Source organism: Chitinophaga jiangningensis (genome assembly GCF_900142605.1).
GTDB lineage: Bacteria > Bacteroidota > Bacteroidia > Chitinophagales > Chitinophagaceae > Chitinophaga > Chitinophaga jiangningensis.
The window spans coordinates 358,870-385,080 of sequence record NZ_FRBL01000008.1 but is presented as its reverse complement, the minus strand read 5'-3'; the positions used below and the strand labels follow the sequence as shown (position 1 = coordinate 385,080).

The 26,211-nt window shown below is 49.4% G+C and carries 13 protein-coding genes; 11 read left to right on the top strand and 2 right to left on the bottom strand.

From position 1 onward, the window contains the following. Window positions 1-253 precede the first annotated feature (253 nt). From BUB18_RS22085 to BUB18_RS22070, 4 genes are read left to right on the top strand one after another with little or no spacing between them, the layout of a single operon-like run. Complete coding sequence (locus tag BUB18_RS22085; RefSeq protein ID WP_245805720.1) at window positions 254-1,717, top strand: glycosyl hydrolase family 28 protein; 1,464 nt, start codon at window positions 254-256, stop codon at window positions 1,715-1,717. Window positions 1,718-1,723: 6 nt separating this feature from the next. Then, on the top strand, window positions 1,724-3,541 hold the full coding sequence (locus tag BUB18_RS22080; protein WP_083550527.1) for a glycoside hydrolase family 97 protein: 1,818 nt from the start codon (window positions 1,724-1,726) through the stop codon (window positions 3,539-3,541). Window positions 3,542-3,560: 19 nt separating this feature from the next. After that, window positions 3,561-5,501 (top strand): alginate lyase family protein, encoded by a 1,941-nt coding sequence (locus BUB18_RS22075; RefSeq protein WP_245805719.1) that lies wholly within the window; start codon window positions 3,561-3,563, stop codon window positions 5,499-5,501. 23 nt (window positions 5,502-5,524) lie between these two features. Continuing rightward, the gene (locus BUB18_RS22070; protein WP_073085217.1) at window positions 5,525-6,784 is read left to right on the top strand and encodes a sugar MFS transporter; all 1,260 of its coding nucleotides are present in this window, start codon (window positions 5,525-5,527) and stop codon (window positions 6,782-6,784) included. Window positions 6,785-6,894: 110 nt separating this feature from the next. Here the strand turns inward: BUB18_RS22070 and BUB18_RS22065 are convergent, their stop codons facing one another. Further along, a complete protein-coding gene (locus BUB18_RS22065) occupies window positions 6,895-8,196 on the bottom strand; it encodes an epoxide hydrolase family protein (RefSeq protein WP_073085216.1) in 1,302 nt (433 codons plus the stop codon). 358 nt (window positions 8,197-8,554) lie between these two features. Between BUB18_RS22065 and BUB18_RS22055 the strand changes: the two genes are divergently transcribed. Continuing rightward, the gene (locus tag BUB18_RS22055; RefSeq protein WP_073085214.1) at window positions 8,555-10,507 is read left to right on the top strand and encodes a glycoside hydrolase family 97 protein; all 1,953 of its coding nucleotides are present in this window, start codon (window positions 8,555-8,557) and stop codon (window positions 10,505-10,507) included. Between the two features lie 31 nt (window positions 10,508-10,538). Next, entirely contained in the window at window positions 10,539-12,488 is a 1,950-nt protein-coding gene (locus BUB18_RS22050) for a sialate O-acetylesterase (protein WP_245805718.1), read from the top strand. Window positions 12,489-12,596: 108 nt separating this feature from the next. On the opposite strand, the gene BUB18_RS22045 is transcribed toward BUB18_RS22050, so the two are convergent. Beyond that, window positions 12,597-13,478: an AraC family transcriptional regulator gene (locus tag BUB18_RS22045; protein WP_073085212.1), complete on the bottom strand. Its 882-nt coding sequence runs from the start codon at window positions 13,476-13,478 to the stop codon at window positions 12,597-12,599. A 111-nt stretch (window positions 13,479-13,589) separates the two neighbouring features. Here BUB18_RS22045 and BUB18_RS22040 point away from each other — a divergent pair, with 111 nt between their 5' ends. The 5 genes from BUB18_RS22040 (at window position 13,590) to BUB18_RS22020 (ending at window position 26,209) form a co-directional block, all read left to right on the top strand. After that, the gene (locus BUB18_RS22040) at window positions 13,590-17,663 is read left to right on the top strand and encodes a hybrid sensor histidine kinase/response regulator transcription factor (RefSeq protein WP_073085211.1); all 4,074 of its coding nucleotides are present in this window, start codon (window positions 13,590-13,592) and stop codon (window positions 17,661-17,663) included. Between the two features lie 451 nt (window positions 17,664-18,114). After that, entirely contained in the window at window positions 18,115-21,276 is a 3,162-nt protein-coding gene (locus BUB18_RS22035; RefSeq protein WP_073085210.1) for a SusC/RagA family TonB-linked outer membrane protein, read from the top strand. A 6-nt stretch (window positions 21,277-21,282) separates the two neighbouring features. Further along, window positions 21,283-22,857: a RagB/SusD family nutrient uptake outer membrane protein gene (locus BUB18_RS22030; protein ID WP_073085209.1), complete on the top strand. Its 1,575-nt coding sequence runs from the start codon at window positions 21,283-21,285 to the stop codon at window positions 22,855-22,857. A gap of 19 nt (window positions 22,858-22,876) precedes the next feature. Continuing rightward, on the top strand, window positions 22,877-24,076 hold the full coding sequence (locus BUB18_RS22025) for a glycan-binding surface protein (RefSeq protein WP_143160046.1): 1,200 nt from the start codon (window positions 22,877-22,879) through the stop codon (window positions 24,074-24,076). Window positions 24,077-24,121: 45 nt separating this feature from the next. Then, window positions 24,122-26,209, top strand: a complete 2,088-nt coding sequence (locus BUB18_RS22020) for a beta-galactosidase (RefSeq protein ID WP_073085207.1) — start codon at window positions 24,122-24,124, stop codon at window positions 26,207-26,209. Window positions 26,210-26,211: the final 2 nt, after the last annotated feature.

Genomic DNA, 26,211 nt, shown 5'->3' with positions numbered 1-26,211 from the left:
GTTTGCGGCGCTTCGGCGCCAGTAGAGCGATCTTTTTTTCACGCAAAGCAGCAAAGGGGGTAAGCAGCAAAGGATTGTGTTTTGTTGGTTGTAGTTACGCCGCTAAGGTCTGCAACTTACGTGCAGAGAGTGAGGGTAGCAGGTCTTGCTGCTACTTAAAATGCTGGGGGGCGAGGGCCGCAGGCCCTCACCCCCCAGCGATCAGCGGATGCCGAAGGCATCCGCTGATCGCAAAAAAAAATTAAAATTTCCAATGATGAACAAAGAACGGACCTTAACAAGTCTAACAGGTATTATAATTTGTGCACTGTTTTCTGTAGTTTGTACAGCACAGTCCCAGCTGGTAGTATATCCCTTTCCCGGGCCTGAAGCAGGCAACAAAGCCCACAACGGCGACTTCACCGTAAAAGTGCGGACACCCGGCGGAAAATGGCAGGATATGTACGAATACAACGTGAAGGTAGATGAAGTAAGAGGCATCGATCATCATGTAGAAAATGCATCGATGGCCGCATTCGATTTTTCAGGAGAAGTGGAGGTTTCGGTAACCAGTAATACGCAGCAGGTACGCGAAGCAGCAATCCGGCCGCTGTCTTACGGTATCGCCTATACGATGTCTAACAATACGGTATATTTCCGGTTACAGCAACCTAAAAATATTTCCGTAGAAATCAACGGCGATAAATTCCATAATCTCCATTTGTTTGCAAACCCTGTTCAAACAGATATCCCGGATGTAAAAGATAAGAACGTGATTTATTACGGCCCGGGCTTTCATGAAATTAAAGGAGGGGTGTTGCAGGTAACTTCCGGGAAGTCCGTATACCTGGCAGGAGGGGCGGTGATAATGGGCCGCATCGAGGTGGACAGCGCCCGCGACGTGCAGATTACCGGCAGGGGAATCATAGTATCTCCCCAACAGGAAGGAGTGAAAATTTCCTACACTAAAAATGTACTGGTGGAAGGGATATGCCTCACCCAGTGCCCGGTAGGCAGCTCCGACAGTGTAACGGTAAGGAATGTGAAGAGTATCAGCTCCCACAAATGGGGCGACGGTATGAATGTATTTGCCAGCAACAATGTATTGTACGACCGCGTGTTTTGCCGCAATTCAGACGATTGCAGCACTGTGTATGCCACCCGTAAAGGCTATACCGGCGGATGCCGCAATATTGTGATGCAGCACTCCACCCTCTGGGCGGATGTGGCGCATCCGGTGCACATCGGTTTGCATGGCAACACGCCGGCGCCGGATACGATCGAAGGTATTCATTATCGCGATATCGACATCCTGGAACACCAGGAAAAACAGGTGGACTACCAGGGCTGCATGGCCATCAACGCAGGTGATAACAACCTGGTGAAAGATGTAACGTTTGAGGATATACGCATTGAGAGTATCCGCTGCGGACAAATCGTACACCTGCAAATTCCGTTCAATAAAAAATACTGTACCGCACCGGGCAGAGGGATAGAAAATGTATTGTTTAAAAATGTGACCTACAACGGTAGTAACCCGGAGCTGTCAATCATCACCGGCTACAGTAAAGACCGCCGCATCAGCAACGTGGTATTCGAAAACCTGCGGGTTAACGGTGTGCTGATTTCCGACGATATGAAAGGCAAGCCAGGCTGGTATAAAACAGCGGATATGGCGAGGATGTTTGTAGGTGAATTTGTAGATGGCCTGGTATTCAAAAAAACGACCCGCAACTAATTTGATATGAAAAAACTATTGATAATACTGGGTGTCGCCATGCTGCATGGCAGTGCACTCGCAGCACAAAGCAACTACACCATTAAATCGCCGGGTGGAACTACGGCAATGTTCCTGCGCCAGCAGGCTGGTAAGCTAAGCTACCAGGTGTTCTTTAAAGGCAGGGCTGTTACCAGGTGGTCCACACTGGATTTAGCAGTCGACAACCAATTATTAAGCGCCGCAAAAATTACCGGCTATGATCAGCCAGCCCTGCACCAGAAAAGTTTTGCAAGCCCGCTGGGCGAGCAGGACTCCCTGCATTCCCGCTACCGGCAGGCGCAGTTGCGGTTGCAGTCGGGTGATGGTACGCAGTTTAGTATAGCCATTCGCGTTATGGACAGCAGTATCGCTTTTCGTTATGCTGTTACCGTTAGGGACACGATGGTGCACCAGCTGAATGAGTATACTACTTTTTCCTTTTTATCGTCCCCGCTCATTTACCAATACAACGAGGAGTCGGTATTTACGCCCACCCGCGTTGATACCTTCACCACCACCACCGATTTCCCGGTTACCCTGCACGATGGCCGCAGCTACTGGCAGGTAGGAGAGGCGGTCAACTATACCTATACCAAAGCGGAGCTCGCCCGTGGCGGGGATGGCAATACACTCGCTGTAAAATTTCCGCGGGATAAATTCGTGGCCTTCCGGAACAATATTGTTACACCGTGGAGAACAATGAGTATTGCCGGCTCGGCGCTGGCCCTGGCGCATTGCCGGAGCCTGAGTTTAAAACTGGCGGATGCCCCGGCAGCAGGAGATTTGTCGTGGATTAAACCCGGCAAATTAATCCGTGCGCAGCTGAATACGCAGAGTGGACTGGATTGTATCGACTTTGCCGTGAAACATCATTTCCAGTATATCATGTTTGATGCAGGATGGTATGGCGCGGAGTTTCAATCATCCTCCGATCCCTGCCAGGTAATTCCGGCGATCGATATGCCGAAAGTAATTGCCTATGGCAAGGAGAAAAATATCGGTGTTATCCTGTATGTAAATTACGTAGGACTAAAAAGTAAGCTGGATACCATTTTACCGTTGTATAAACAATGGGGCGTAGCAGGTTTGAAGTTTGGCTTTGTGGACGGGCTCACACAATCGGGCCTTACCTGGTTATCGCAGGCGATCCGGAAGGTGCAGCAATATGGATTTATATTGGATATACACGACAACTATAAGCCTACCGGTTTAAGCCGGACTTATCCTGCATTACTCACACAAGAGGGCATCAGAGGCAATGAAAACAGTCCCGATGCGTTTCATAATACCACGTTGCCGTTTACCCGTTTTTTTGCCGGGGCTGCTGATTTTACTTTTTGCTTTCCCAATTCGAAATTTGATTTCGCGAAGCATATCAAAGTGTCTAAAGCCCAGCAATTGGCGCTGAGCGTGGTTTTTTACAGTCCGCTGCAGGCGATTTTCTGGTATGGTCAACCCAACGACTATACGAATGACGCCGAAATCGCTTTCTATGACGAGGTGCCTACTACCTGGAATGAATCGCATTACCTGGCAGGGGATATCGGCAAAGGTATAGCGGTGGCCAGGCGCAAGGGCGATACCTGGTTTTTGGGTTGCGCCGCTGGCTTAAATGATTGGCAAACCTCCCTGGATCTTTCCTTCCTGCGGCGGGGTGTTACGTATACTGTCACCATCTATGAAGACGGGGAAAATCGGTCCATTCGTAAGCGCACCTTACAGGTGAATAGTAAGGATAAATTGCCGGTAAGCCTGGCAGCCAAGGGTGGGCAGGCGATTATTTTCAGACAGACAGGTCGATAAAAAATAAAGGAGGTGTTGGTTGAAACAGTTGTTTTTAATAGTAGTGTGTACGTTGGGGTTAGGCCATTGTGTAATGGGGCAGTCGCCGGTATTTGCGCATCCGGGGCTGCTGCACAGTGCAGCCGATTTGCAGCGTATGAAAGCAGCGGTGGCGGCGCGGCGGTCGCCCATATATGAAGGCTACAAAGTATTTGAAAATAGTCCTTTTTCAAAATGGGCGTATCAGCCCAAAGGTCCGCTGGCGATGGTAGGAAGGAATCCTACTGTCGGGCAAACGGATTATGACAGTGATGCTAACGCAGCGTACCAGAACGCGGTGATGTGGGCGATGACCGGGGATCAGCGCTATGCGCAAACAGCTATCCGTATTGTGGATGCATGGAGTAATACGCTGCAATCCATTACCGGTAAGGATGCTATATTGATGGCTGGCCTGGGTCCGTTTAAAATGGTAAATGCTGCGGAGATTTTAAGGTACACTAATGCTGGCTGGTCCACAGCGGCCGTCACGCGTACGGAGCAGCATTTTCTGAAAGTGATTTATCCCGTGCTGGCGGAATTTGCGCCCTTTGCCAACGGCAACTGGGATGACGCGGCGCTTAAAACGGTGATGGCCATAGGAATTTTCTGTAACGACCGGGAGATCTTCGAGAAAGCGGTGCGGTATTATGTGGATGGTTGGGGTAACGGGAGCCTGACGCACTATATCATCAACGACTACGGGCAGGTGCAGGAAACGGGGCGAGACCAGGCACATACGCAGTTGGGTATCGGTATGCTGGCGGAGTGCTGCGAAATGGCCTGGCATCAGGGGCTGGACCTCTACGGCTATGCAGATAACAGGCTGCTGAAAGGTTTTGAATACACGGCAAAATATAATCTTGGGGACAACGATATCGCCTATACGCCGATGCTGGACCGCACCGGGAAATACGCTCACAGCAAGCCCTCGGAGCTGGCGCGGGGTAACCTGCGGGCGGTGTATGAGCAGGTATACAACCATTACGTGCACCGCAGGGGATTAGCGGCGCCTTTTACCCAGGCTGCGGCAGACAAGCTACGGCCGGAAGGCCCCGGTTTGCCTGGTGCTGATCATCCGGGTTATGGCACTTTGTTTTTTTCCATTGATCCTGTGCAGGTGGGTAATTCGGGAGATGTAAATGCTACCGCTATCCCTGCGGGTTTAGTGCTGGCAGCGGTTCCATCGGCCAGCAGGCTCACCTGGGTGGGCCTCCACGGAGTGGCTTCGTACGTTATCAAACGTGCTACCCAACGAAAAGGACCATACGTTACTATAGGTACCAGCGAGAATACTACCTTTTACGATTCCACTGCTAAAAAAGGTACCATATATTACTATACCGTGAGCGGTGTGCAAACAGCGCCTTCGCTGCCGGTGGCCATGGCTGCCGGTGGATTGCCGTTGCAGTGGCAAAACACGGGTGGCACCGCACAGTACGATGGCAGCACATTTAAGGTAGAAGCTGGTGGTACGTTCACAGATACCGCTGCAGCAGGCTTTAATTATACCTACAGGCCGCTGGCAAAGCGGGATGAGCTGGTGATGCAGGTATTACCCCAGCCAAGCTCGCAATTCACCACGGTGGGTATCATGATCCGCGCTGATACCTCCTTTGCGGCATTTATGCTCTATCCCGGTAAAACGAAAGAGATAGAAGCACCGGGTTGGAAGCTGCAACTGTTTCAACGTTTGCCCGTTCCCGTTACAGGGCAGCAATTACTGCAGGCGCCTGCGGTAACTTATGGTCGCCTTACCGGTACCTACTGGATTAAAGTAACCCGTGCAGGCACTACCATCAGGGGTTTCGGTTCGTACGACGGTATCACCTGGAACCAGATCGCTTCCCTGCAATGGCCTGCTGGTAAACCTTCGCAGATAGGGGTAGCGGCGGCATCCAATATTGATAATACTACTACAGTGCGTTTTCGCCTGCCTTGATCATCATTGATAAATTAATCACTATGTCAGTTCCACGTAAGAAAACTCCTTTTACAGAAAACAAATTCATTGTCACCTTCATTTTCGTTACCTCTTTATTTTTACTCTGGGGAGTGGCGCATTCCATGAGTGATGTGCTTAACCGGCATTTTCAAAATGTATTAAACGTCTCGAAATCAGATTCCGGCCTGATACAGCTGTCCGTGTTTGGTGCCTATTTCGTCATGAGTATTCCCGCGGGTATGTTCATGAAAAGGTTTGGCTACAAGTATGGCGTGCTGTTCGGACTCTCCCTGTTTTCAGCGGGCATGCTGCTTTTTATTCCAGCTGCTGATAAGAGTTCCTTTGGCATGTTCAGGCTGGCATTGTTTATCCTGGGTTGCGGCATGGCTACCCTGGAAACAGTGGCGCATCCGTTTGTGGCCATGCTCGGGGATCAGCGCACCAGCGATGCACGTATTAACTTCTCCCAGTCGTTTAACGCCGTAGGGGCCATGATAGGCCCTGCCATAGGGACTTATTTCCTGCTGCGGGAAACGGGTAACAGCGAAACACTCGGCGCCGTGAAAAACCTCTACGCCGCTATCGGTATCGTGATCGCACTGGTGGCTGTTGCATTTGCCATGGTAAAAGTACCTGCGTTAAATACCGCGCATGCGGCTACTACCGCCACGAATGATACTACGGATAAACGATTGTTCTCTCATCGCCACTTTGTATGGGCAGCTGTTGCGCAGTTTTTCAACGTAGCGGCCCAGGCAGGCACCTGGACCTTCTTCATCAACTACGGACATGATGTAATGGGCTTTTCCGATGAAAAGGCGGGCAACTTCATGGTATTGTTCATGGCCTTCATGGCGGGTGGCCGCTTCATCGGCACCTGGCTCATGCGGTATATTGCCCCTAACAAGCTGCTGGCTACTTTTTCAGCTGGCAGTATTATCATGTGCCTCGTGGTGGCGCAAGGCTGGGGCTGGACTTCCTACGCCTGTCTGTTTATGATCAACTTCTTCTTCAGCATCATGTTCCCTACGATTTTTAGTCTTGGTTTAAAAAATCTCGGAGGACATACACAACAAGCCTCCTCATTTATTTCAATGGGCGTTGTAGGCGGTGCATTTTTTCCGCTGGTAATGGGGAAAATAGCTAACCATGATGTTGCTGCGGCGTATTACCTGCCTATCGTTTGCTACCTGGTGATCTTCCTGTTTGCAGCTAAGTTTTATAAAGTGCGTAGCAGGCAGGTGCCGGCTGAGCGACTCACAAACAGCGTAATTTCCTAAAGCACTTATAATGGCTGCAGGTTGTTATAAGTGGCTGTAAAAAGCGGCAAAGCATAAAAAGCAAAAGCCCGCGATCGTCGCGGGCTTTATTGCTCACCATTGCCCAACCCCTATCTGAGCGATTTAAACGCTGCTCTTAACTCTTCCGCAAATAACTGTGGCTCTTCCCATGCTGCAAAATGTCCTCCCTTGTTCACTTCATGGAAGTAGTTCAATGTTGGATATGCTTTTTCTGCCCATGTTTTTGGCGCCTGATAAATTTCGCCTGGGAATACGGTGATAGCTACCGGAACTTTGATTTCCCTGGTGCGCTGCTCCACTACGTTGAAGTTGTTATTGTTATTTTCCCAATAGAGCTGACTAGAAGAGGTGCCGGTGTTAGTGAGCCAGTACAGTGTGATATCATCCAGCATATCATCCTTTGACAATACTTTTTCCGCATCACCGCCGCTGTAGGTCCAGTCGTTGAACTTATCGAAATAGAACGCTGCCAGGCCCGCAGGGGAATCAGCCAAACTAAACCCGATAGTCTCCGGCCTGGTAACCATGATGCCCGCATAAGCGCCTCCTTTGGTGTACAGGTTGTTCATGGATTCGTAGGCTTTCCTTTCCTTCTCCGATAAACCTGCTGGTGCAGGTGCGCCGGATTTCAACAAGGCGGCAATATCCGCAGGTACTGTTGCCGGCATATTTACGTGTATGCCCAGGAGCCCTTTAGGTGCCTGCCTGCCCATGGCATCCGAAATTACGGCGCCCCAGTCGCCCCCTTGTGATACATATTTTTCGTAGCCTAACCGGTGCATCAGCGTATCCCATGCCTTACCGATTCTTTCTGGTCCCCAGCCAGCTTCGGTAGGGATGCCGGAAAAGCCATATCCCGGCATGGAGGGGATTACCACATCAAAGGCATCTTCTGCTTTGCCGCCGTATGCGGTTGGGTCGGTCAGCGGACCGATGATTTTCAGCTGCTCGAATATAGAGCCCGGCCAGCCGTGTGTAATAATAATAGGCATGGCATTCGGGTGTTTGGAGCGAACGTGGATAAAGTGAATATCCAGTCCATCAATATTGGTGAGGTATTGTGGCAGGGAATTGAGTTTTGCTTCCGCCCTTCGCCAGTCGTACTTAGTTTCCCAGTAGTTCACCAGCTCCTGGAATTTATCCAGGTTTACCCCCTGTGAGCGGTCCTTCACGGTTTCCTTTGTAGGCCAGCGGGTAGCCTTAATGCGTTTTTTGAGGTCAGCAAGTTCCTTGTCGGATACATGTGCTTTAAAGGGGCGAACTGCTGCCGGGTTGTCGACAGCCGAATGCTTTTCTGCCATTGTCTTATCTTTTTCAGGGTTAGCATTACCGGCTAATACAATGTTACTGCTGAATATGCCAAGCGCAATCATTAAAGCGTTTCTGTTCATTTGGGTATGTTTTTGTTGTTTGACAATTTTTTTTGATCGATGATGTAAAACTAGCCCCAGTGGTGGTAGCCATCGATACCGAATCAGCCGAACAGGGCAAATTAGCCGGTGAGGCCGGCAAACTAAAAGGGGAAAGAGAAAGGCATACGGGGCAAATTGCAACATTTGGATACTATAAAGGTATCATTCTATACCTCCCTGTCACGCGGGATACTGTTAGTTTTGCAGCTACTGACTGCTTATACAGTCATACTGTTTTTTTAAAATATAATCGGGAACGGGGTGGTTTAAAACGGTAACGATTTGAAGAATGCAAAACAAATTAACCCCGGCTTCCTGATTATGCTAATCCACGTTTATGAAATCCGAGTTACTGCTATCTCGTTTGCAGACCTATGTCAAAAGTTTATGGGTAATGTTTTTAACCGTTGGCCTGCTATCTTCCGCAGCCGCGCAGCAAGCAACACTTACATCTCCCAATGGAAAAATAAAAATTGCACTACACCCGGTACAAACGGGTACCACAGGGGCCTGGTATTTAAGCGTGGCCTGTGGACAGCAGGAGATAATACCCAATATTAGCCTGGGGCTTACCCGCAACGACCAGGACTTTTCCCAACAACTGAAATTCCTGAAAGCAGGTAAACCGCGCCTGGTGCAGGATACTTATACCGCCCTCCATGGCAAAAGATCAGCCTGTACCAATACGGCAAATGAAGTAAGTTACTCGTTTGTAAACCCCACTGGCGCCGCCCTCAACCTGGTAGTGCGGGCCTATAACGACGGTATCGCCTTCCGCTACGAGTTTCCTGAAAAGTCAGGCAGCTATACGGTAACAGATGAATTAACGGCTTATACTATCCCCAATGAAACCACCCGCTGGCTGGAAAAATGGAACCCGCCTAATGAACTGCTCTATTCCGTGATGAGTGATACCAGTGTGCAAAAAGGGGAGTGGGGCTACCCGGGATTATTTAAATCCAAACATGATTCCTGCTGGTTCCTCCTCCACGAGGCGGACCTGAATGGTTCCTACTGCGGCACCAAGCTGTCGAACCTGACCAATGCAGCCACCTATAAACTTACCTTTCCCAACCCGGCAGACGGTAATGGCCACGGTGCTTCACAGCCTGTTATACAACTCCCCTGGCAGTCGCCCTGGCGCGTGATTATATTAGGCTCGCTGGCTGACGTGGTGGCCTCTACACTGGTGGACGATGTTTCAGCACCGGCAGTAGTCAAAGAAACAGACTGGATCAAACCTGGCATTGCCAGCTGGAACTACTGGTCCAGCAATCACGGCACCATGGATTATAAAATTGTATGCGCCTTTGCCGACCTGGCGGCAGCAATGAACTGGCCTTATACCCTGCTCGACTGGGAATGGGACGCTATGGGCAATGGCGGTAAGCTGGAAGATGCCATCCGGTATATTCATTCCAAAGGCCTCAAACCATTGATGTGGTATAACTCCGGCGGGCCGCACACCAGTGTGAGCTCTACGCCGCGGAATCGACTTCTGACGCACGAGAGCAGGGTAAAGGAATTTACCTGGCTGAAACAACTGGGTGTGGCAGGTATTAAAGTTGACTTTTTTGAAAGTGAAAAACAGGAGATGATCCAATACTACCTGGACATTCTGAAGGATGCGGCCGACTTTAAGATCCTCGTATATTTCCACGGTTGCCTGGTGCCGCGCGGCTGGTCCCGCACCTATCCGCACCTGCTTACCTATGAAGCTGTAAGAGGAGCGGAGTGGTATAATTATGATCCCGCTTTTACAACGGCCGCTCCCATACACAATACCATACTGCCTTTCACCCGCAACGTGGTAGGCGCGATGGATTACACGCCGGTTACATTCACTAATTCACAATTTCCGCATATCACTTCCTACGGCCATGAGCTGGCGCTGAGCATCGTTTTTGAATCGGGCATGCTGCACATGGCGGATCGCCCTGATGGCTATGAGCAGCTTCCGGATGCTGCTAAGTCGTTTCTGAAAAATGTTCCGGTGGCCTGGGATGATACCAGGTTACTGGACGGATATCCGGGGAAAAATATGATACTGGCCCGCCGCAAAGGTAGCAGCTGGTATATAGGCGCTATCAGCGCTGCGCTGGGAGAGGAAACAAAAGCTATTCCTTTTAATTTTCTGCCGGAAGGCGTAAAGTACAGACTCACCTTAATCACCGATGGCGCACACGACAAGGTGCTGAGTACGCGGTATGAAGTGGTGGACAAATCCAGTACCATTGATGTGAAACTGCTGCGCCGCGGAGGTTTTGTGGCGGAAATCCATCCACTATAATTAATTCAAATAATGCTGTAATTTGAAAAATATGAAGTCTTGTTTAAAATTATCCTGGATGGCACTGGCGCTTTGCTGCTGCCTGATTTTTCCATCCTATAGTTACGGCCAGCTGTCCCTGCCAAAAGTATTTGGTGATAATATGGTTTTACAGAGAGATATAGCGATTCCCGTATGGGGTAAAGCCGCGCCGGGTGCTACGGTTGTTGCACAGCTGGGTGCTGCCCATGCGTCAGCACAGGCGGACGGGGAAGGGAAGTGGATACTGCGTTTTCCAAAACTAAAAGCAGGTGGGCCTTATGAGCTAACGGTGTCCGAAAAAGGGAAAACTGCTACCAGCGTTAAGTTTTCAGGAATTTTAATTGGAGATGTATGGCTGGCATCAGGTCAGTCCAATATGGAATGGCAGGTGCAGCAGGCGAAGGATGCACAAAAGGAAATCGCTAATGCTAATCATCCGCAGATTCGTTTTATTATCGTAAAACAGGATAAGCAACTCAGCCCGCAAAGCGACATCTCCTCGGGCAGCTGGAAAGTGTGTGACGCTTCCAGCGTGAAAGAATTATCCGCAGTGGCCTATTACTTCTCCCGAAAAATACAACAGGACCAACAGGTGCCAATAGGCATTATTCAGAGTACCTGGGGTGGTACTCCGGCGGAAGCATGGACCAGCAAGGAAAAGCTGGCGAAGTGGCCGGTGATGAAAGATAAGATGGCAGCGGTGGATACGCTGACGCCCAACGATTTTGTACAGGATAGTCTTAACAACATTCGTTTCTGGGAGATGGTAAATCAGCCGCAGGCCAATGCAGATAAAATTCTCACACAACCGGCCTATGCGGATGCCGACTGGGACAAGCTCAACGCACCGGGTCAGTTTAAGCATGAATCAGGAGACGGTATCATCTGGCTGCGTAAGAAAATCACGTTGCCGGCTTCGTTTGCAGGCAAGCCCCTGAAAGTAAATGCAGGGCACCCGGAAATGACCTATTCGCTCTACATCAACGGAAAAGAAATTTGTAAGAATGTTTGGAATGCCGCACCGGTACATACTTTCGATATCCCGGCAGGGGTAGTGCAGGCTGGTGAAAACAACATCTCCATCCGGCTCGCCGTGTTGTGGGGTAGTGGCGGTTTAAATGGACCTGCAGAAGATTTGTATATCACTGATGGTACTACAAAGGTATCACTTGCAGGAACATGGCTGTTCAAAAGAGGAGCGGAGCCGGCTATGGCTGTTATCCGTAATTTTCAATACTCGCCTACGCTGTTGTTCAACGCCATGATTCATCCGCTGATTCCATATGCGATCAAAGGGGCCATCTGGTACCAGGGAGAATCCAATACCTACATGGCTTACGATTACAGAACCTTGTTTCCGATGCTCATTGCCGACTGGCGGGAGCGCTGGCAGCAGGGCAATTTCCCGTTCCTGTTTGTGCAGCTGGCCAACTTCCAGAAGCGTAAAGAAGAGCCCTCAGAAAGCGATTGGGCGGAATTGAGAGAGGCACAAACCTTCACCTTGTCCCAACCTAACACGGGAATGGCCTGTACCATCGACATCGGCGACGGCAACAATATTCATCCGGCCAATAAGCAGGAAGTGGGCCGCAGGCTGGCTCTGCTGGCTGATAAGCAGGTGTATAAGCAAAACGTGGTGGCTGCAGGGCCGCTGTATAAAGGATTTAAGAAAACTGGCAATACCATCACCATCGACTTTGACAATGCAACCACAGGGCTTATTACGCAAGACGGGAAGGCAGTAACTGGTTTTGCCATAGCCGGTAAAGACGGGCATTTTCATTGGGCGCAGGCTACCATCAAAGGCAGGCAGGTAGTGGTGCAGTCGGCAGAAGTGCCTGATCCGGTGGCAGTGCGGTACGCATGGGCGGATAATCCGGCCTGCAACCTGGCCAACGCCGAAGGCTTACCAGCCGTTCCATTCAGGACGGATCAATGGAAAGGAATAACGCAGCATTAATTACTTGAGGGTGTATCAAAAGTCTGATACACCCTCATTTTATTAAGGTACCTGGCGGAGCCAGGCAGCCTTTCACTTTTGATAGATCCTCTTTTGCTACACGCGTGATCAGGCATTGCCATCGCCGGCTATGCTGCGGATTTTTTTCTTCCTGCTGCCGGGATTTTCGCCCGTCATTTTTCTGAAAAAGCGGTTGAAATAGGAGTTGTTTTCAAAGCCCAGACTATAAGCCAGGTCTTTGATGGTTACGTCCTGCGTCATCATGATGCGCTGCGCCTTTTCAATCTTTTTTTCCTGGATGTATTTGCCGGGTGTGCAGCCTATATGCTGCTTAAACAGCCGGATAAAATGATCTTTGGTCAGAAAGCAGGTGGCAGCAAGCGTTTCCAGGCTGATTGGCTGGTGCAGGTTAGTGCGTATGTATTGCAAAGATTGCAAAATGCGCTGATCGATGTTGTTTTTTTTATCGGAAGCATGCAGCAAAAACCTGGACAGCAGCTGGTGAATGATGCCCTGCACTTCCATGTCATAGCCCGTAGGCATGCTCTTTTGTATGGCAATGTTTTTCACCAGCGTCGACATGTTATCGTATGCCCATGGATCAAACTGCTGCAAGCCTCGACCAGGATTAATCGCTGCCAGTCGCCTGATCAGCTGCACTACCAGCGGGTCCGCTTTAAGCTCCACGGGGAAATCCAGCAGCTCAAACAGGCTGGCCTGACTATCAGCTTCCTCGTAAATATGGATGTAGTATAAGGTGAGTGGTCCCTCGCATTTATAGCCATGGTTAGTGTAGGCAGGCGTAAGGTATAAATGGTTTTTCTTTAAATCATAGGTGGCATTGTCATGAATTAGCTGTGCCGTTCCACTCTCGACAAAATGCAATCGGATGAAAGGGCTGGAAATGTTTCTCCAGTTCCAGTCCGCCTGATGAACAGCCCTGCCAACGTTCAGCAGGATGAATTTTGGTTGTGCCGCTACTTGGTTCATACTCCCTAAATCTACACAATAAATGTCGATAAAGTGCAACTTTTTATCGATATGGGTAAAGTCAGGTAAAAATACGATGGGTACATTTGGAAAAACAGTGCCAGCTTGACGATGCGTTACCTTTTTTGGACAGTATTACTTTTATATTCCGTTGCGGCGATGGCGCAGCACGACTTCTATAATTTTCGCAAAGTAGATATACAATCCGGACTTTCACATAACCAGGTTAATGCTATTTACAAGGATGCCAATGGCTACCTGTGGTTTGGTACCATGTCCGGGCTCAACAGGTACGATGGCTATTCCAGCAGGATTTTTCGCGCGCTTCCGAACGACAGTAATTCACTCAGAGATAATAATGTAGCTGCCTTATATCCACTCCCTGACAATAAGATTTGGGTACACTCAGATGGCGGCTCCTGCATTTACGATCCTTCCACAGAGCGCTTCAACCAACGGAGCGAAGATTACCTGCGTTCTCTCGGCTTGCCGACCGGCAGGATTCGCAGCATGGCAAAAGGGCAACAGCGTTACTGGTTCCTGTACGATAATGGGGAGCTGTATCGCTATGATGCTGGTAGTCGCAAGACCACACTCTTTAATCCACGCCACCAGCCGGCACCGCCTGACGAAATCACCGCCGTAGGCGAGTCCGCCACCGGTATGATATGGGTGCTGCTGCAAAATGGCACACTAAAGCAGTACACACCTGATAACCGCCTGATATTTTCCAGCACCATACTTCAGCAGGAAGTACATAAACCTGCCAGCATATACGTAGATAATGACGGTGACCTGTGGCTCTGGGGCTATAATTCCGGTGCAGTGTTTTTTCATCCTGCGGATAATACCATCCGCCGATTCAACAAAAAATCATCCCCCAACAGTATCCGCGCTGATATGGTGAGTAGTGTGGCACAGGATAACCGGGGGTTGATCTGGATTGGTACGGATCATGGCGGTATTACGCTGGTAGATAAAAAAAATGGCTTCAAAACAACCACCCTGCTCAATATTCCTGATAACCCCAAGTCCATTAGTCAAAATAGTATTACCACTATTTATAAAGATGATAAGGGTATCATGTGGCTCGGTACTTATAAGATGGGAGTGAACTATTACAACAGTAGCATTGTACAGTTCCCCTGGTATCACCGCAAGGAAGAGGTGACTGGCAGCCTGCCCTATGATGATGTAAACCGTTTTGTGGAAGACAAACAGGGCAACCTCTGGATTGGCACCAACGGCGGAGGATTGATCTATTTCAACCGGCAGCAGCACACCTACCGGCAATACCTGCATGATCCCAAAAGTGGGAGCGGACCTGGCAACAATGTAATTGTGAGCTTATGCATAGATCATAATGATGTACTGTGGATTGGTACCTATACCGGCGGTTTAACCCGCTTCGACGGTAAATCATTTACCACCTGGCGGCACGATGATAAGGACAGCAATAGTTTAGCCGATGACAAGGTGTGGGAAATAGTGGAAGATAAAAATCACAACCTCTGGATAGGTACGCTGGGAGGAGGAGTGGACCGTTTTAATCCCGGCACCGGTAAATTTGACCATTTCGTTAAAGGGCCCGGCGCACCGCTCACTTCCCGCATTTCAGCCATGATGGTAGATAGTAAAGGGAATTTATGGACCGGTACTGATGCTGGTATTTCTGTAAGAAGCGCGGATGGAAAACAGGAACAGCTCTACCGCCGCGAGGAAGGCCCCCAAAATAATATCAGCCATAATAATATTACCTGTTTACAGGAAGATAGTAGTGGCAACGTGTGGGTAGGAACCCGTGAAGGGCTCAATCTCATCCACCGCCAAACAGGGAAAATTGAAGTGTTCACCGTTACGGATGGCTTACCCGATAACCTGGTACTAAATGTACTGGAAGATAATCAGCATACGCTGTGGGTATCTACCCCTAATGGTTTATGTAATGTAATACCACACTACAGTAAAGAACGTACAACCGTTACCGTTATTAATTATGATGAGTCCAACAACCTGCAAAGCCGTGAGTTTAATAAAAATGCCGCATTAAAAACACAACGTGGTGAACTGATTTTCGGCGGGCCTGCCGGTTTTAATATTATCCAGCCGGATCAAACAGCTGTGCCGGCGCATAGCACTATCAGCGTGGCGCTTACGGGCATGGAGCTGTTGAATAAACCGGTACAGCCGGGGCAGGTGATTCACAACAGGATACTACTGGAAAAATCCATTTCGCAACTGGATGCCTTACACCTGAAATACAACGAGAACGTTTTTTCCATCGAGTTCGCCTCCCTGAATTTTGCACCCGGCAGGTACGATAAATATGCGTACCGGCTCACTGGTTTTGATAAAAGCTGGATCTATGCTGATGAAAGCCGGCGCCGGGCTACCTATACCAACCTGGATCCGGGGCATTATGTATTTGAAGTGAAGGTGATGAACAGCAATGGCTCCTGGAGCCCGGTAAGAAGTCTGGACATTACCATCACACCTCCTTTCTGGCAAACACCCCTGGCCTACCTGTGCTATGTATTGTTTGCAGCTGCCCTGCTTTGGCTGGCGCGTAAACTGATGCTGGATAGGGTACACATGCGCTTCCAGGTACAGCAGCAACGGAGGGAAACGGAAAGGGCCCAGGCCGTAGACCAGATAAAAACAAAGTTTTTCACCAATGTGAGCCACGAATTCAGAACACCGCTCAGCCTTATCATTGCACCGCTGGACCGCATCATAAAACAAACTACTGATCCCGACCAGCAACAGCAGCTAAGCCTCGTGCTGCGCAATGCCCGGCGGTTACTGAATCTCGTAAACCAATTGCTGGACTTCAGGAAGATGGAGGTAGAGGAAATCAGGTTGTATCCTTCCGTAGGTGATATCGTGCTGTTTTGTAGGGAGATCAGCCTGTCATTTACAGATATCGCCGGTATAAAAAATATTCAATTGTCCTTTTCCGCCAGTATCGACAACCTGGAAATTTACTTCGACAAGGATAAGGTTGAGAAGATTTTATTGAACCTGATTTCTAACGCCTTCAAATACACGCCGGATAATGGCGCCATAAAAGTGGAGCTGCAATATGAACCGCAGGAAAGTAGCGTGATATTAAAGGTAAGTGATACCGGCATCGGTATCCCGCCGGCGCAGCATGAAAAAATATTTGAAAGGTATTTTCAGTCGGAAGTGCCGGAAAGCATGGTAAACCAGGGTACCGGTATCGGACTGGCCATCACCCGGGAATTTGTAAAGCTGCATGGTGGCACCATCGCAGTTACGAGCAACCCGGGCAGCGGCACCTGTTTTACCGTAACACTGCCTGCTAAAAAAATATATATCCCACCTGTTGAAACGCCGGATACGACCGTGGAACAGGATGCACTGCAATCGCAGGAAAAGGGCAGCCGCAGGAAAACCATCCTGGTAGTGGAGGACAATGAAGACCTGCGCTTTTACCTGAAAGACAACCTGAAACGACTTTATGACGTGGAAGAAGCCACCAATGGTAAAGAAGGCTGGGAGAAAGCAAAGCAACTATTGCCGGACCTGGTCATCAGCGATGTAATGATGCCTTTAATGGATGGTGTGACCATGGCTAAAATGATCCGCGGCGAGAGGGCAACTGCACATATTCCCGTTATTTTATTAACGGCTATGGGCAGTGAGCAAAAGCAGCTCGAGGCGCTGGATGCCGGTATTAATGATTATATCACCAAGCCTTTTACCTACGAGGTAGTAGAATCCCGTATCCGTAACCTGATAGCACATCAAATGCATTTACAGAAAAGATTCCAGAAGCAGATCGAGGTGAACCCAAGCGAAGTAACCATTACGCCTGTGGACGAGCAGTTTATGAAGCAGGCCCTTGAAATTGTGGAACGTAACCTGGATAATGCCAGCTTTTCCGTGGAGGAACTGAGCACTGAAATGTGTATGAGTCGCGTTACGCTTTACCGTAAAATTATGTCGCTCACCGGTAAATCCCCGCTGGACTTCATACGCTCCATCCGGCTGAAAAGGGCTGCGCGGTTATTGCAGTCCAGCGGCCTTTCCATTTCCGAAATTGCTTACCAGGTGGGGTACAATGATCCTAAAGTTTTCCGTAAATTCTTTAAGCAGGAGTTCAACGAAACGCCTTCCCAATACGCTGCCAGTTATAAAAAGCCGTCGGCCTCATCTCACTAAAAAATATTTGGAAACCAGTTATTTGTAACAAAATAACCCGGTGATTGAAACAATCGTGGCGCATGTTTTATGATCTGTAGCCCTAGTTTTACAGCACATAATCCACATAATCCACGTATATGAAACTTCGACTGTTCTATGGCCATAACGGCCCCCCGCCACCTATTGGCGTGCAACAAATTTTGCACGTCCGTTTGTCAGCACCTGAAGATTTTTTATCCCTTCCGCCCTTCAATGGTATGGATCAACACTGTTACCGGGAGAAAAAGCCTGGGTGATGCATAATGGCCACTCCCGGTCTTACTGTTCATGACGACTAAGTTTCAGCTCAAGGTGACTAGAATTCACCCCCAAACAATTCAGCGTTCGGATCTCTATCCGGTTGCTCTTATGTTAAAGCGTGAAATGATCCTGTCACCTGAAAAACAACTTATCATTTAAAGCATTTGACATGATATCAACCAAAAAATATCCCCCTGTACTGCTATTGGCGGCCTGGACGCTTCTTGGGCTGCTGAGCTGTATCAATAGTTTCGCACAATCCCTTACCGTCACCGGCACGGTTACAAATAAAAAAACAACGGCCCCGATTCCGGGCGTATCAGTCGTAATAAAAAATACCTCCCGCCATGCCATCACGGATGCCACCGGTAAGTTTACCCTGGAAGCCGCCGCAGGCAATGTTCTCCAGGTATCCATGATTGGGTTTGTGAAGCAGGAAGTTACACTTGGCAAATCCGGTAACATTACCATTGAACTGGCAGAGAATGTATCCCAGTTAGAAGATGTGGTAGTGATAGGCTACGGTAAAACAAAAAGAAAAGATGTTACGGGTGCGATCTCCTCCGTGAGTGGTGATGAGATCCGCAAAACACAACCTGTTACCATCGATCAGGCTATGCAGGGCAAGGTGCCCGGCCTGGTAGTGCAACAGGTTTCCGGGCAACCGGGTGGCGCTGTGTCCGTACAAATCCGCGGCTTATCCTCCTTTGGCGGCAGCGCACCGATGTACGTAATCGATGGTGTCATCATTGGCGGAACGGCCTCGCTGGGCGCAGGTACCAACCCGCTCGCCGGTATTAACCCCTCCGAAATTGAATCCATTGACGTCCTTAAAGATGCATCAGCCACGGCTATTTATGGTTCACAGGCCACAAACGGGGTGATTGTCATCACAACAAGGAGAGGACTGGTAGCTCCTCCGGCCATCAGCTACGATATGTATGCCGGCGTTCAGCAAATACCGAAACGCCTGCCGCTGATGAACCTCCGGGAGTATGCCACCTTTATCAATGAACGAAACAATGCCCTGGGTTGGGGCTTTGATACACGCGAGGATTTTGTTAACCCCAAATACCTTGGTGAGGGTACGGACTGGCAAAAGGAGCTCTTTAGAAATGCGCCTATGTCCAACCACTCCCTCACCATCAACGGTGGGGATGTAAGAACGCAATACCTCTTATCCGGTGCTTACTTTAAGCAGGAAGGTATTGCACTGGGTTCTGATTTTGAGCGTGTGTCCGTAAGGCTTAACCTCGATAACAAAACCACCAACTGGCTGAAAATAGGTACCAGCCTGCAACTGGCCAATATCAAAGAAAGCGTGAATACCACCGGTAACAACGTGATCAGCTCAGCACTTAGTCAAACACCTGATATCGCTGTCAGAAATGTAGATGGCAGCTGGGGCGGTAACTATAACCCGGATGGCTGGGTGAATAACAACGTGGTAAATCCATTTGCGTATGCACTAATCAACAAAGATGATGTGCTCAGGTACCAGCTGTTTGGCAGCCTTTATGCGGACATCGCTTTTTATAAAGACCTGAGCCTGCGCAATGAAATTACACTCAGTTATTCCACTGCAAGGGAAGACCGCTTCAATCCCAGCTATACCTTCGGTATAGTGAAGAATACCAATAACAGCGGCTCCTTCATATACAATCAAAACCTGTTTAAAACCATCAGGAATTACTTTACCTATACGCATGTATTCGACAAAAAATACAGTGTGAATGCAGTGGCCGGCCATGAAGCCCAGCAAAGCACCAACGAAGGTGCCAGCGCCGCCCGCTCCAACTTCCCTTCCAATAATGTACAGGTAATCAGCAGTGGCGACCCTACCACCGCTACCAACAGCGGTACCAAGGGACAGAACGCCCAGGAGTCGTACTTCGGCCGGGTAAACGTAGGCCTCTTTGATAAATACCTGCTTACCGGTAACGTACGCGCCGACGGCTCCTCCAAGTTTGCACCGGACAACCGCTGGGTAACCACCTGGTCCGGGGCCTTTGCCTGGAAGCTCAACAACGAAGAATTTTTGAAGCAGGTAAGACAGCTCAACGAGTTAAAACTCCGCATAGGTTATGGCCTTACCAATAACCAGAATATCCGCGACTACGCTTACACCTCTACGTTGATGACAGTAGCCACCGGACTGACCGGTATTGCACAGCTCACGGTAAATGTAGGCAACCCGCTGGTGCAATGGGAAAAAACAAAGTATACCAACATCGGCCTGGACGGTACCCTGTTTAACTGGAAAATAAATTTTGCCCTCGATTTCTACAACCGCAGAACAGATGGTTTGGTGATGCAGATACCGTTGCCGCTGTACTCCGGTACCGCCATCGGATGGGCACCTGGCTCACTGGATGCACCATATGTAAACATCGGTACGGTAAACAACAAAGGATTCGATTTCAGGATCAGCTCTACCAATATCCAGCGCAGGCATTTTTCCTGGAAAACAGATGTAACCGTGTCGCGCAATATCAACGAAGTGATTAAGCTGAATACCGACGGTGCGTCACTGAACGGACAAGTTACCAAAACAGTGGTGGGCAGGTCCATCGGGGAGTTTTATGGCTATGTAATTGATGGCGGTGTATTTGCCACCCGCAAAGATTTTGAAACGCATGCGCTGCCGGTGAAAAATGGCGAACCGCTGCCGGTAGGTGCTGCCGGAGGCAGCATCTGGTACGGTGACCTGAAGTTCAAAGATTTCAACGGCGACGGTATTATCAATGAAAAGGACCAGACCTTCCTGGGCTCGCCTATTCCAAAGTACCAGATAGGACTGAACAATACGTTTACCTACAAAAACTTTGACCTGAATATTTTCTTCAACGCCAACATAGGTAACAAAGTATTCAACCGGTTACGCATCAACGGAGATTATCCCGGTACCAGTTATGGCTACATGCGTTCCCTCATGAACTATGCACAGCTGGGTTTGATTGATACCGCGGGTTCTGCCACCGATATCAATAACGTCTATGTAAAAAATCCCGGAACGAGAACGGTAGGCCTGAGAAATGATAACACGAACGACAATAACAGGAACTCCGACAAGTTTGTAGAAAACGGCGATTTCCTGCGCTGTAAAAATATATCCCTGGGATATGCGCTGCCGGATAAACTCCTCAGTATCCTGCATATCCACTACCTGAGATTATACGTCAACGTTTCCAATGCATTCATCATCACCAACTACTCTGGTATGGACCCCGAAATTGGTTCATGGGACCCGCTGAATGCCGGGGTGGACGGAGGTTACTACCCGCAGCCACGTGTGTACACCATTGGAGCTAATATCAAATTGACTAAATAGATTACTATGAAATCTGTAATAAAAATATTTTGCTGTCAGTTAATAGCCATCGTACTGCTCACAGGATGTTCCCGCAATTTCCTGGACCGTCCGCCGCTGTCGCAGATCAGCGCCGAAAACTTTTATAAGTCCACCACCGATCTCCGGCTGGCTACAGCAGCGCTTTACGGCGGTTCACCCTGGGGCGACTGGAACTATACCTGCTACATGCCGGTAGGTGATGTACTGAGTGGTAACATGGCACTCGGCTACTGGGGGGATGCGGTGCAATTGAATACCTTCAGCGTTACCGGCCAAAATAGTATCATGGTAGCCAACTGGAAGGCCATGTATAACATTATTGCGCAGTGCAATATTACTATCAAAGCCATCACGGAAAAGGCGCCGGATTCCATTCCTGCGCTGAATAAAAATGCAGCTCTGGCTGAAGCGCACTTTATCCGCGGCTATGCTTACTACAACCTGGCCGTACACTGGGGCGCCGTACCGGTGATAGAAGATAACAGCAAGCTGGTCACCTCACCGTTGGTGAATCGGGTGAAAACGGAAGATGTCTACAAATTTGCCATCAATGATCTCAGCTTTGCGGCAGCAAATCTGCCGGCGGCCGATGTGGCCGGGCGACTCACCACCTGGTCAGCCCAGGGGATGCTGGGTAAAGTATACCTCACTTTTGCTGGTTATGGCCAATCAGGCAACCGCAACCAGGCTTTGCTGGACAGTGCAGCTAAATATGCCGGAAACGTTTGTAAGAAAAGCGGGCTGGCATTGTTGCCTAACTACGCCGATTTATTCAAAACCCAATTCAACGATAATCCCGAATCGCTGTTTGCCCTGCAATGGGCGGCAGGCGGCTCCTGGCTGGAAGGAAATATGTTGCAGATCTATACTACCGCAGGTCCGGAGATATCTGCCAACGGTCAGGGTGGCTGGTTTGTAATTGGTCCTACCGTGGACCTGATTAAACTGTATGCTACCAAAGATTCCATCCGCCGCAAAGCCACCTTTATGCTGAACGGGGATTATTATCCTGAGCTGAATGCTGCTGGTGGTGGCTTTAAATACACCGGTAGCTGTGGATTGAAAAAACATATCATCGGTACCAATAAGGATAATAATGCGCCAACCATGACGCAGACTTCCTCCACGGAACATAATGCCCTGTTAAGACTGGCGGATGTATACCTCGTATATGCAGAGGCGCTGCTCGGCAATCATGCCAGCACTACAGATGCAGATGCGTTGCTGTATTTCAACAAAGTGCGTTCCAGGGCAGGTATGCTGCCGGCACCTATGCTGGATGCAGATTCCATCCTGATTGAACGTAGGCTTGAACTGGCAGCAGAAGGGCAGTACTGGACTGATTTAGTGCGACTATCCTACTACAATCCTTCCAAAGCCATCGGCAAGCTGAACGGAGAAGAGCGGGTCACCTTTACTTACACAAGTGGTGTAATTACACCATCGGATCCTTACGGGGTTATTACACCTGCTACCATTCAAAGTTTTACTTTCCCAATCCCTTCTACCGAGGCTACTGCTAACCCGAAATTACTGGAGCCGCCGGTGTCTTTTTTCTAAGCCCAAAAAATCATCTACCGTGAAAAAATCAGCTTCAAATATAATGGCCGGCCTCTTCCTGTTGTTTATCTGCGCAATGATGGCCTGTAAAAAAGAAAATTCAGGAGCCGGCCCGGTAATCACGCATGTGCGCAATTATGCCGCTACTCCTAACGATACCCTGGCGCAGGCAGTGATTCCGGGGCAGTGGGTAGTGCTGATAGGGCAGCATTTTGAAGATGTGGTGGCCATCACCTTCAATGGTGTTGCTGCCACCTTTAAAGGACAAATGTTTTCAGATACCAGTGCCGTAGTGCAGGTGCCTGCGGTAATTCCATTTCCCACTGTTCCTGCAGAACAGCTGAATGTAATCCAGATGGTAACTACACACGGGTCCACCTCGTTTACATTCAACATCGCTGCGCCACCGCCTGCTATCACCGGTGTTTCGAATGAAAACGCGCAGGATGGCGATTCCGTATACATATACGGCACTAATCTCTTCTTTGTGCAGGAATTATCATTTGCTGGTGTGAAGCTGGAAAAATTCGCAGCGAACACCGATGGTACTGCCATTGGATTTATACAACCGCATTTGACTGCCGGCGGCATTGTGAAGGTGGTGACGAAATCGGGCGCTGATTCTACAGTCTATAAAGTACACGACCTCACCACCGGTATGCTTTGCGATTTTGACGGAGTGAATCCATTCAGCTGGGGCACCAATCTGGAAAGCAGCGGTGCTGATTTTCCCGGTGGTCATGGCTCGTATGCCATCCTCAAAAATGAGGTGCTGCCGGGCGGAGATGGTACCTGGTGGGGCAACCAGCGAAGCATCAATACCAATGAAGTGCAATGGTTGCCGGTGGATAGCCTGCAGGCTGCTGTGGATGGCTATGCCGTGAAATTCGAAATCAATGTGAAAGGAGCCTGGAATGGTACATCCGTATACGTGATCCGTAATTATGACCGCGCTTACCTGGCACGTTATGAGCCGTGGCTCCAGGCCGATGGCGCTACCGCGAGCTATGCTGCCAATGGCTGGCGCACGGTTACCATTCCATTTACGAGCTTCCGTACCAATGATGGTAAAGGTACCAGTGCAGCCGACCTAACCGCAGTGGCAGGCAGTGAAGCCAAAGGTTCCATTCATATTCAAACGGCCAACTTTGCGTCATCAGCTACTCCTACAGGGTTCTATGCCGCTATTGATAACATTCGAATTGTAAAAATAAAATAGCAGATAAGTGATGCTGTAATAGCATCACTTATTTCAAAACAAAGTATGAGAAAAAGTATTCTGCTGCTGATACTGCCTTTTTTGTTGCCGGCATTGCGCGTTGCAGCACAGCAGGGAAAGCCGTTCTTTCCTGCAAAAGACCTGACTACAACCGGGGTGTATTATTACCCGGAACATTGGGACGAAAAACTCTGGGAGCGGGACATCCGGCGTATCGCAGCAATGGGTTTCGAATTTGTACACCTCGCGGAATTTGCGTGGTTCAGGATGGAGCCGGAAGAAGGGCAATTCAATTTTGCGTGGCTGGACAAGGTGGTGGACCTCTGTGAAAAGTATCACCTGAAAGTACTGATGTGTACACCATCGGCCACTACACCTGCGTGGATGCGTATCCGTTACCCGGAAACTTTTATCATGAACAGCCAGTATATCCGTGGGGAACACGGTACCCGCGGACTCGGTTCTATTGTAGACACCACCTACCGGAAATACGTTACACGCATTGTAACGGAAATGGCTAAACGCTATGGTAAACGCCAAAGTGTTATCGGCTGGCAGCTGGATAATGAACCGGATGCAAAACCGGATTTTAGTCCGGCTTCACAGGAAGCCTTCCGGCAGTGGCTGAAAGCTAAATATCAGTCTGTTGATTCCCTCAATGCCGCCTGGGGCACTGCTTTCTGGAGCCAATGGTACAGCAGCTTTGACCAGATTATTATTCCAAATGTAAACCTGGTAGGCTGGTGGGGAAGTAACCCGCATGCAGTGCTGGATTTTAAACGCTATGCCGCGGATGCACAGGCAGCATTTCTCGACTTCCAGGCGCAGTTATTAAGAAGTAATATTGCTGCAACACAATTCATCACTACCAATTACACCGCGGTATCTCCCGGTGCGGATCCAAGGCGTACGAAGCTGCTTGATTTCGCTACCTATACTGCCTATCCCAACGGTGGCAGCAGCAACATTGGTGAATCCGGATTCCGGCTGGGCAACAGCCAGGTGATCCTGTTTGCATCGGAATATTTTAAATCAGTGGGAGGGGTGAGTGGTGTCATGGAAATTCAGCCGGGGCCGGTGAACTGGGGTAACTATAACCCCCTGTTGCTGCCAGGCACAGTGCGTATGTGGTTGTACCATTGTTTTGCGGCCGGCGGCCGGCTTGCCAGCTCTTATCGTTACCGTCAGATCAATTATAGTGCGGAGCAATACCACGGTGCCATAATGCAAACGGATGGTGTTACGCCATCGCAGGGGGGAGTGGATTATATACAGTTTATGGGAGAGATACAAAAGCTGCGCAAATACGCCGATACGGCTGCTGCCATGCCGGCGCCATTAAATGCCCGCTCCACCGCAGTTTTATGGAACCTGGAAAATTACTGGACGCTGAGTCAGCAGCAACAAACGCGGCAGTGGGACACCTGGAATTACCCGGTTAAATTCATGCAGATCGCGAAGTCGTTTGGCGCCCCGGTAGAAGTGGTAGCAGAAAATGCCGACTGGTCGAAATACAAATTCCTCATTGTACCCGCCTATGAACTGGCAGATGAGCAACTAGTTCAAAAGTGGGAAGCGTATGCCCGTAACGGTGGGCAACTGGTGATCACCTGTCGCACTGCCGCCAAAAACCGCCAGGGACACCTCTGGGAAGCCGGCTGGGCAGCTCCGCTCACAAAACTCATTGGTGCAGCAATCAGTGCATATGATATGCTGCCCGATCATTACAAAGGGAATGTGTTAATGAAAGGGGAGCAATATGCTTGGAACAACTGGAGCGATCTGTTGCAGCCAGCCGCCAATACGACCGTACTGGCAGCTTACGATAACCAGTTTTATAAAGGCAGGGCAGCGGTAGTGCAACGCAAGCTGGGTAAAGGTGCCGTTACCTATATTGGTGTGGATACGGATGATGCCAGGCTGGAAACAGACGTGCTGAGGGAGGTATATACAGCTGCCGGCGCTGCTCCGGCAAATTACCCGCCGGGCATATTCGTTTACTGGCGCGATGGTTTGTATATCGCCGTCAATTATTCATCAGATACTTACAGCATGCCGGTGCACGGCAATGCACAGGTGCTGGTAGGGACGCAGCAGATTAGCCCCGGCGGTGTATTGGTATGGAAAGAATAAGC

Bases quoted from the DNA above. Each gene is read 5' to 3' on its own strand.
- BUB18_RS22065 (WP_073085216.1), bottom strand. From the start codon at position 8,196: ATGAACAGAAACGCTTTAATGATTGCGCTTGGCATATTCAGCAGTAAC.
- BUB18_RS22055 (WP_073085214.1), top strand. From the start codon at position 8,555: ATGAAATCCGAGTTACTGCTATCTCGTTTGCAGACCTATGTCAAAAGT.
- BUB18_RS22085 (WP_245805720.1), top strand. From the start codon at position 254: ATGATGAACAAAGAACGGACCTTAACAAGTCTAACAGGTATTATAATT.
- BUB18_RS22050 (WP_245805718.1), top strand. From the start codon at position 10,539: ATGAAGTCTTGTTTAAAATTATCCTGGATGGCACTGGCGCTTTGCTGC.
- BUB18_RS22080 (WP_083550527.1), top strand. From the start codon at position 1,724: ATGAAAAAACTATTGATAATACTGGGTGTCGCCATGCTGCATGGCAGT.
- BUB18_RS22030 (WP_073085209.1), top strand. From the start codon at position 21,283: ATGAAATCTGTAATAAAAATATTTTGCTGTCAGTTAATAGCCATCGTA.
- BUB18_RS22035 (WP_073085210.1), top strand. From the start codon at position 18,115: ATGATATCAACCAAAAAATATCCCCCTGTACTGCTATTGGCGGCCTGG.
- BUB18_RS22045 (WP_073085212.1), bottom strand. From the start codon at position 13,478: ATGAACCAAGTAGCGGCACAACCAAAATTCATCCTGCTGAACGTTGGC.
- BUB18_RS22020 (WP_073085207.1), top strand. From the start codon at position 24,122: ATGAGAAAAAGTATTCTGCTGCTGATACTGCCTTTTTTGTTGCCGGCA.
- BUB18_RS22070 (WP_073085217.1), top strand. From the start codon at position 5,525: ATGTCAGTTCCACGTAAGAAAACTCCTTTTACAGAAAACAAATTCATT.
- BUB18_RS22040 (WP_073085211.1), top strand. From the start codon at position 13,590: ATGCGTTACCTTTTTTGGACAGTATTACTTTTATATTCCGTTGCGGCG.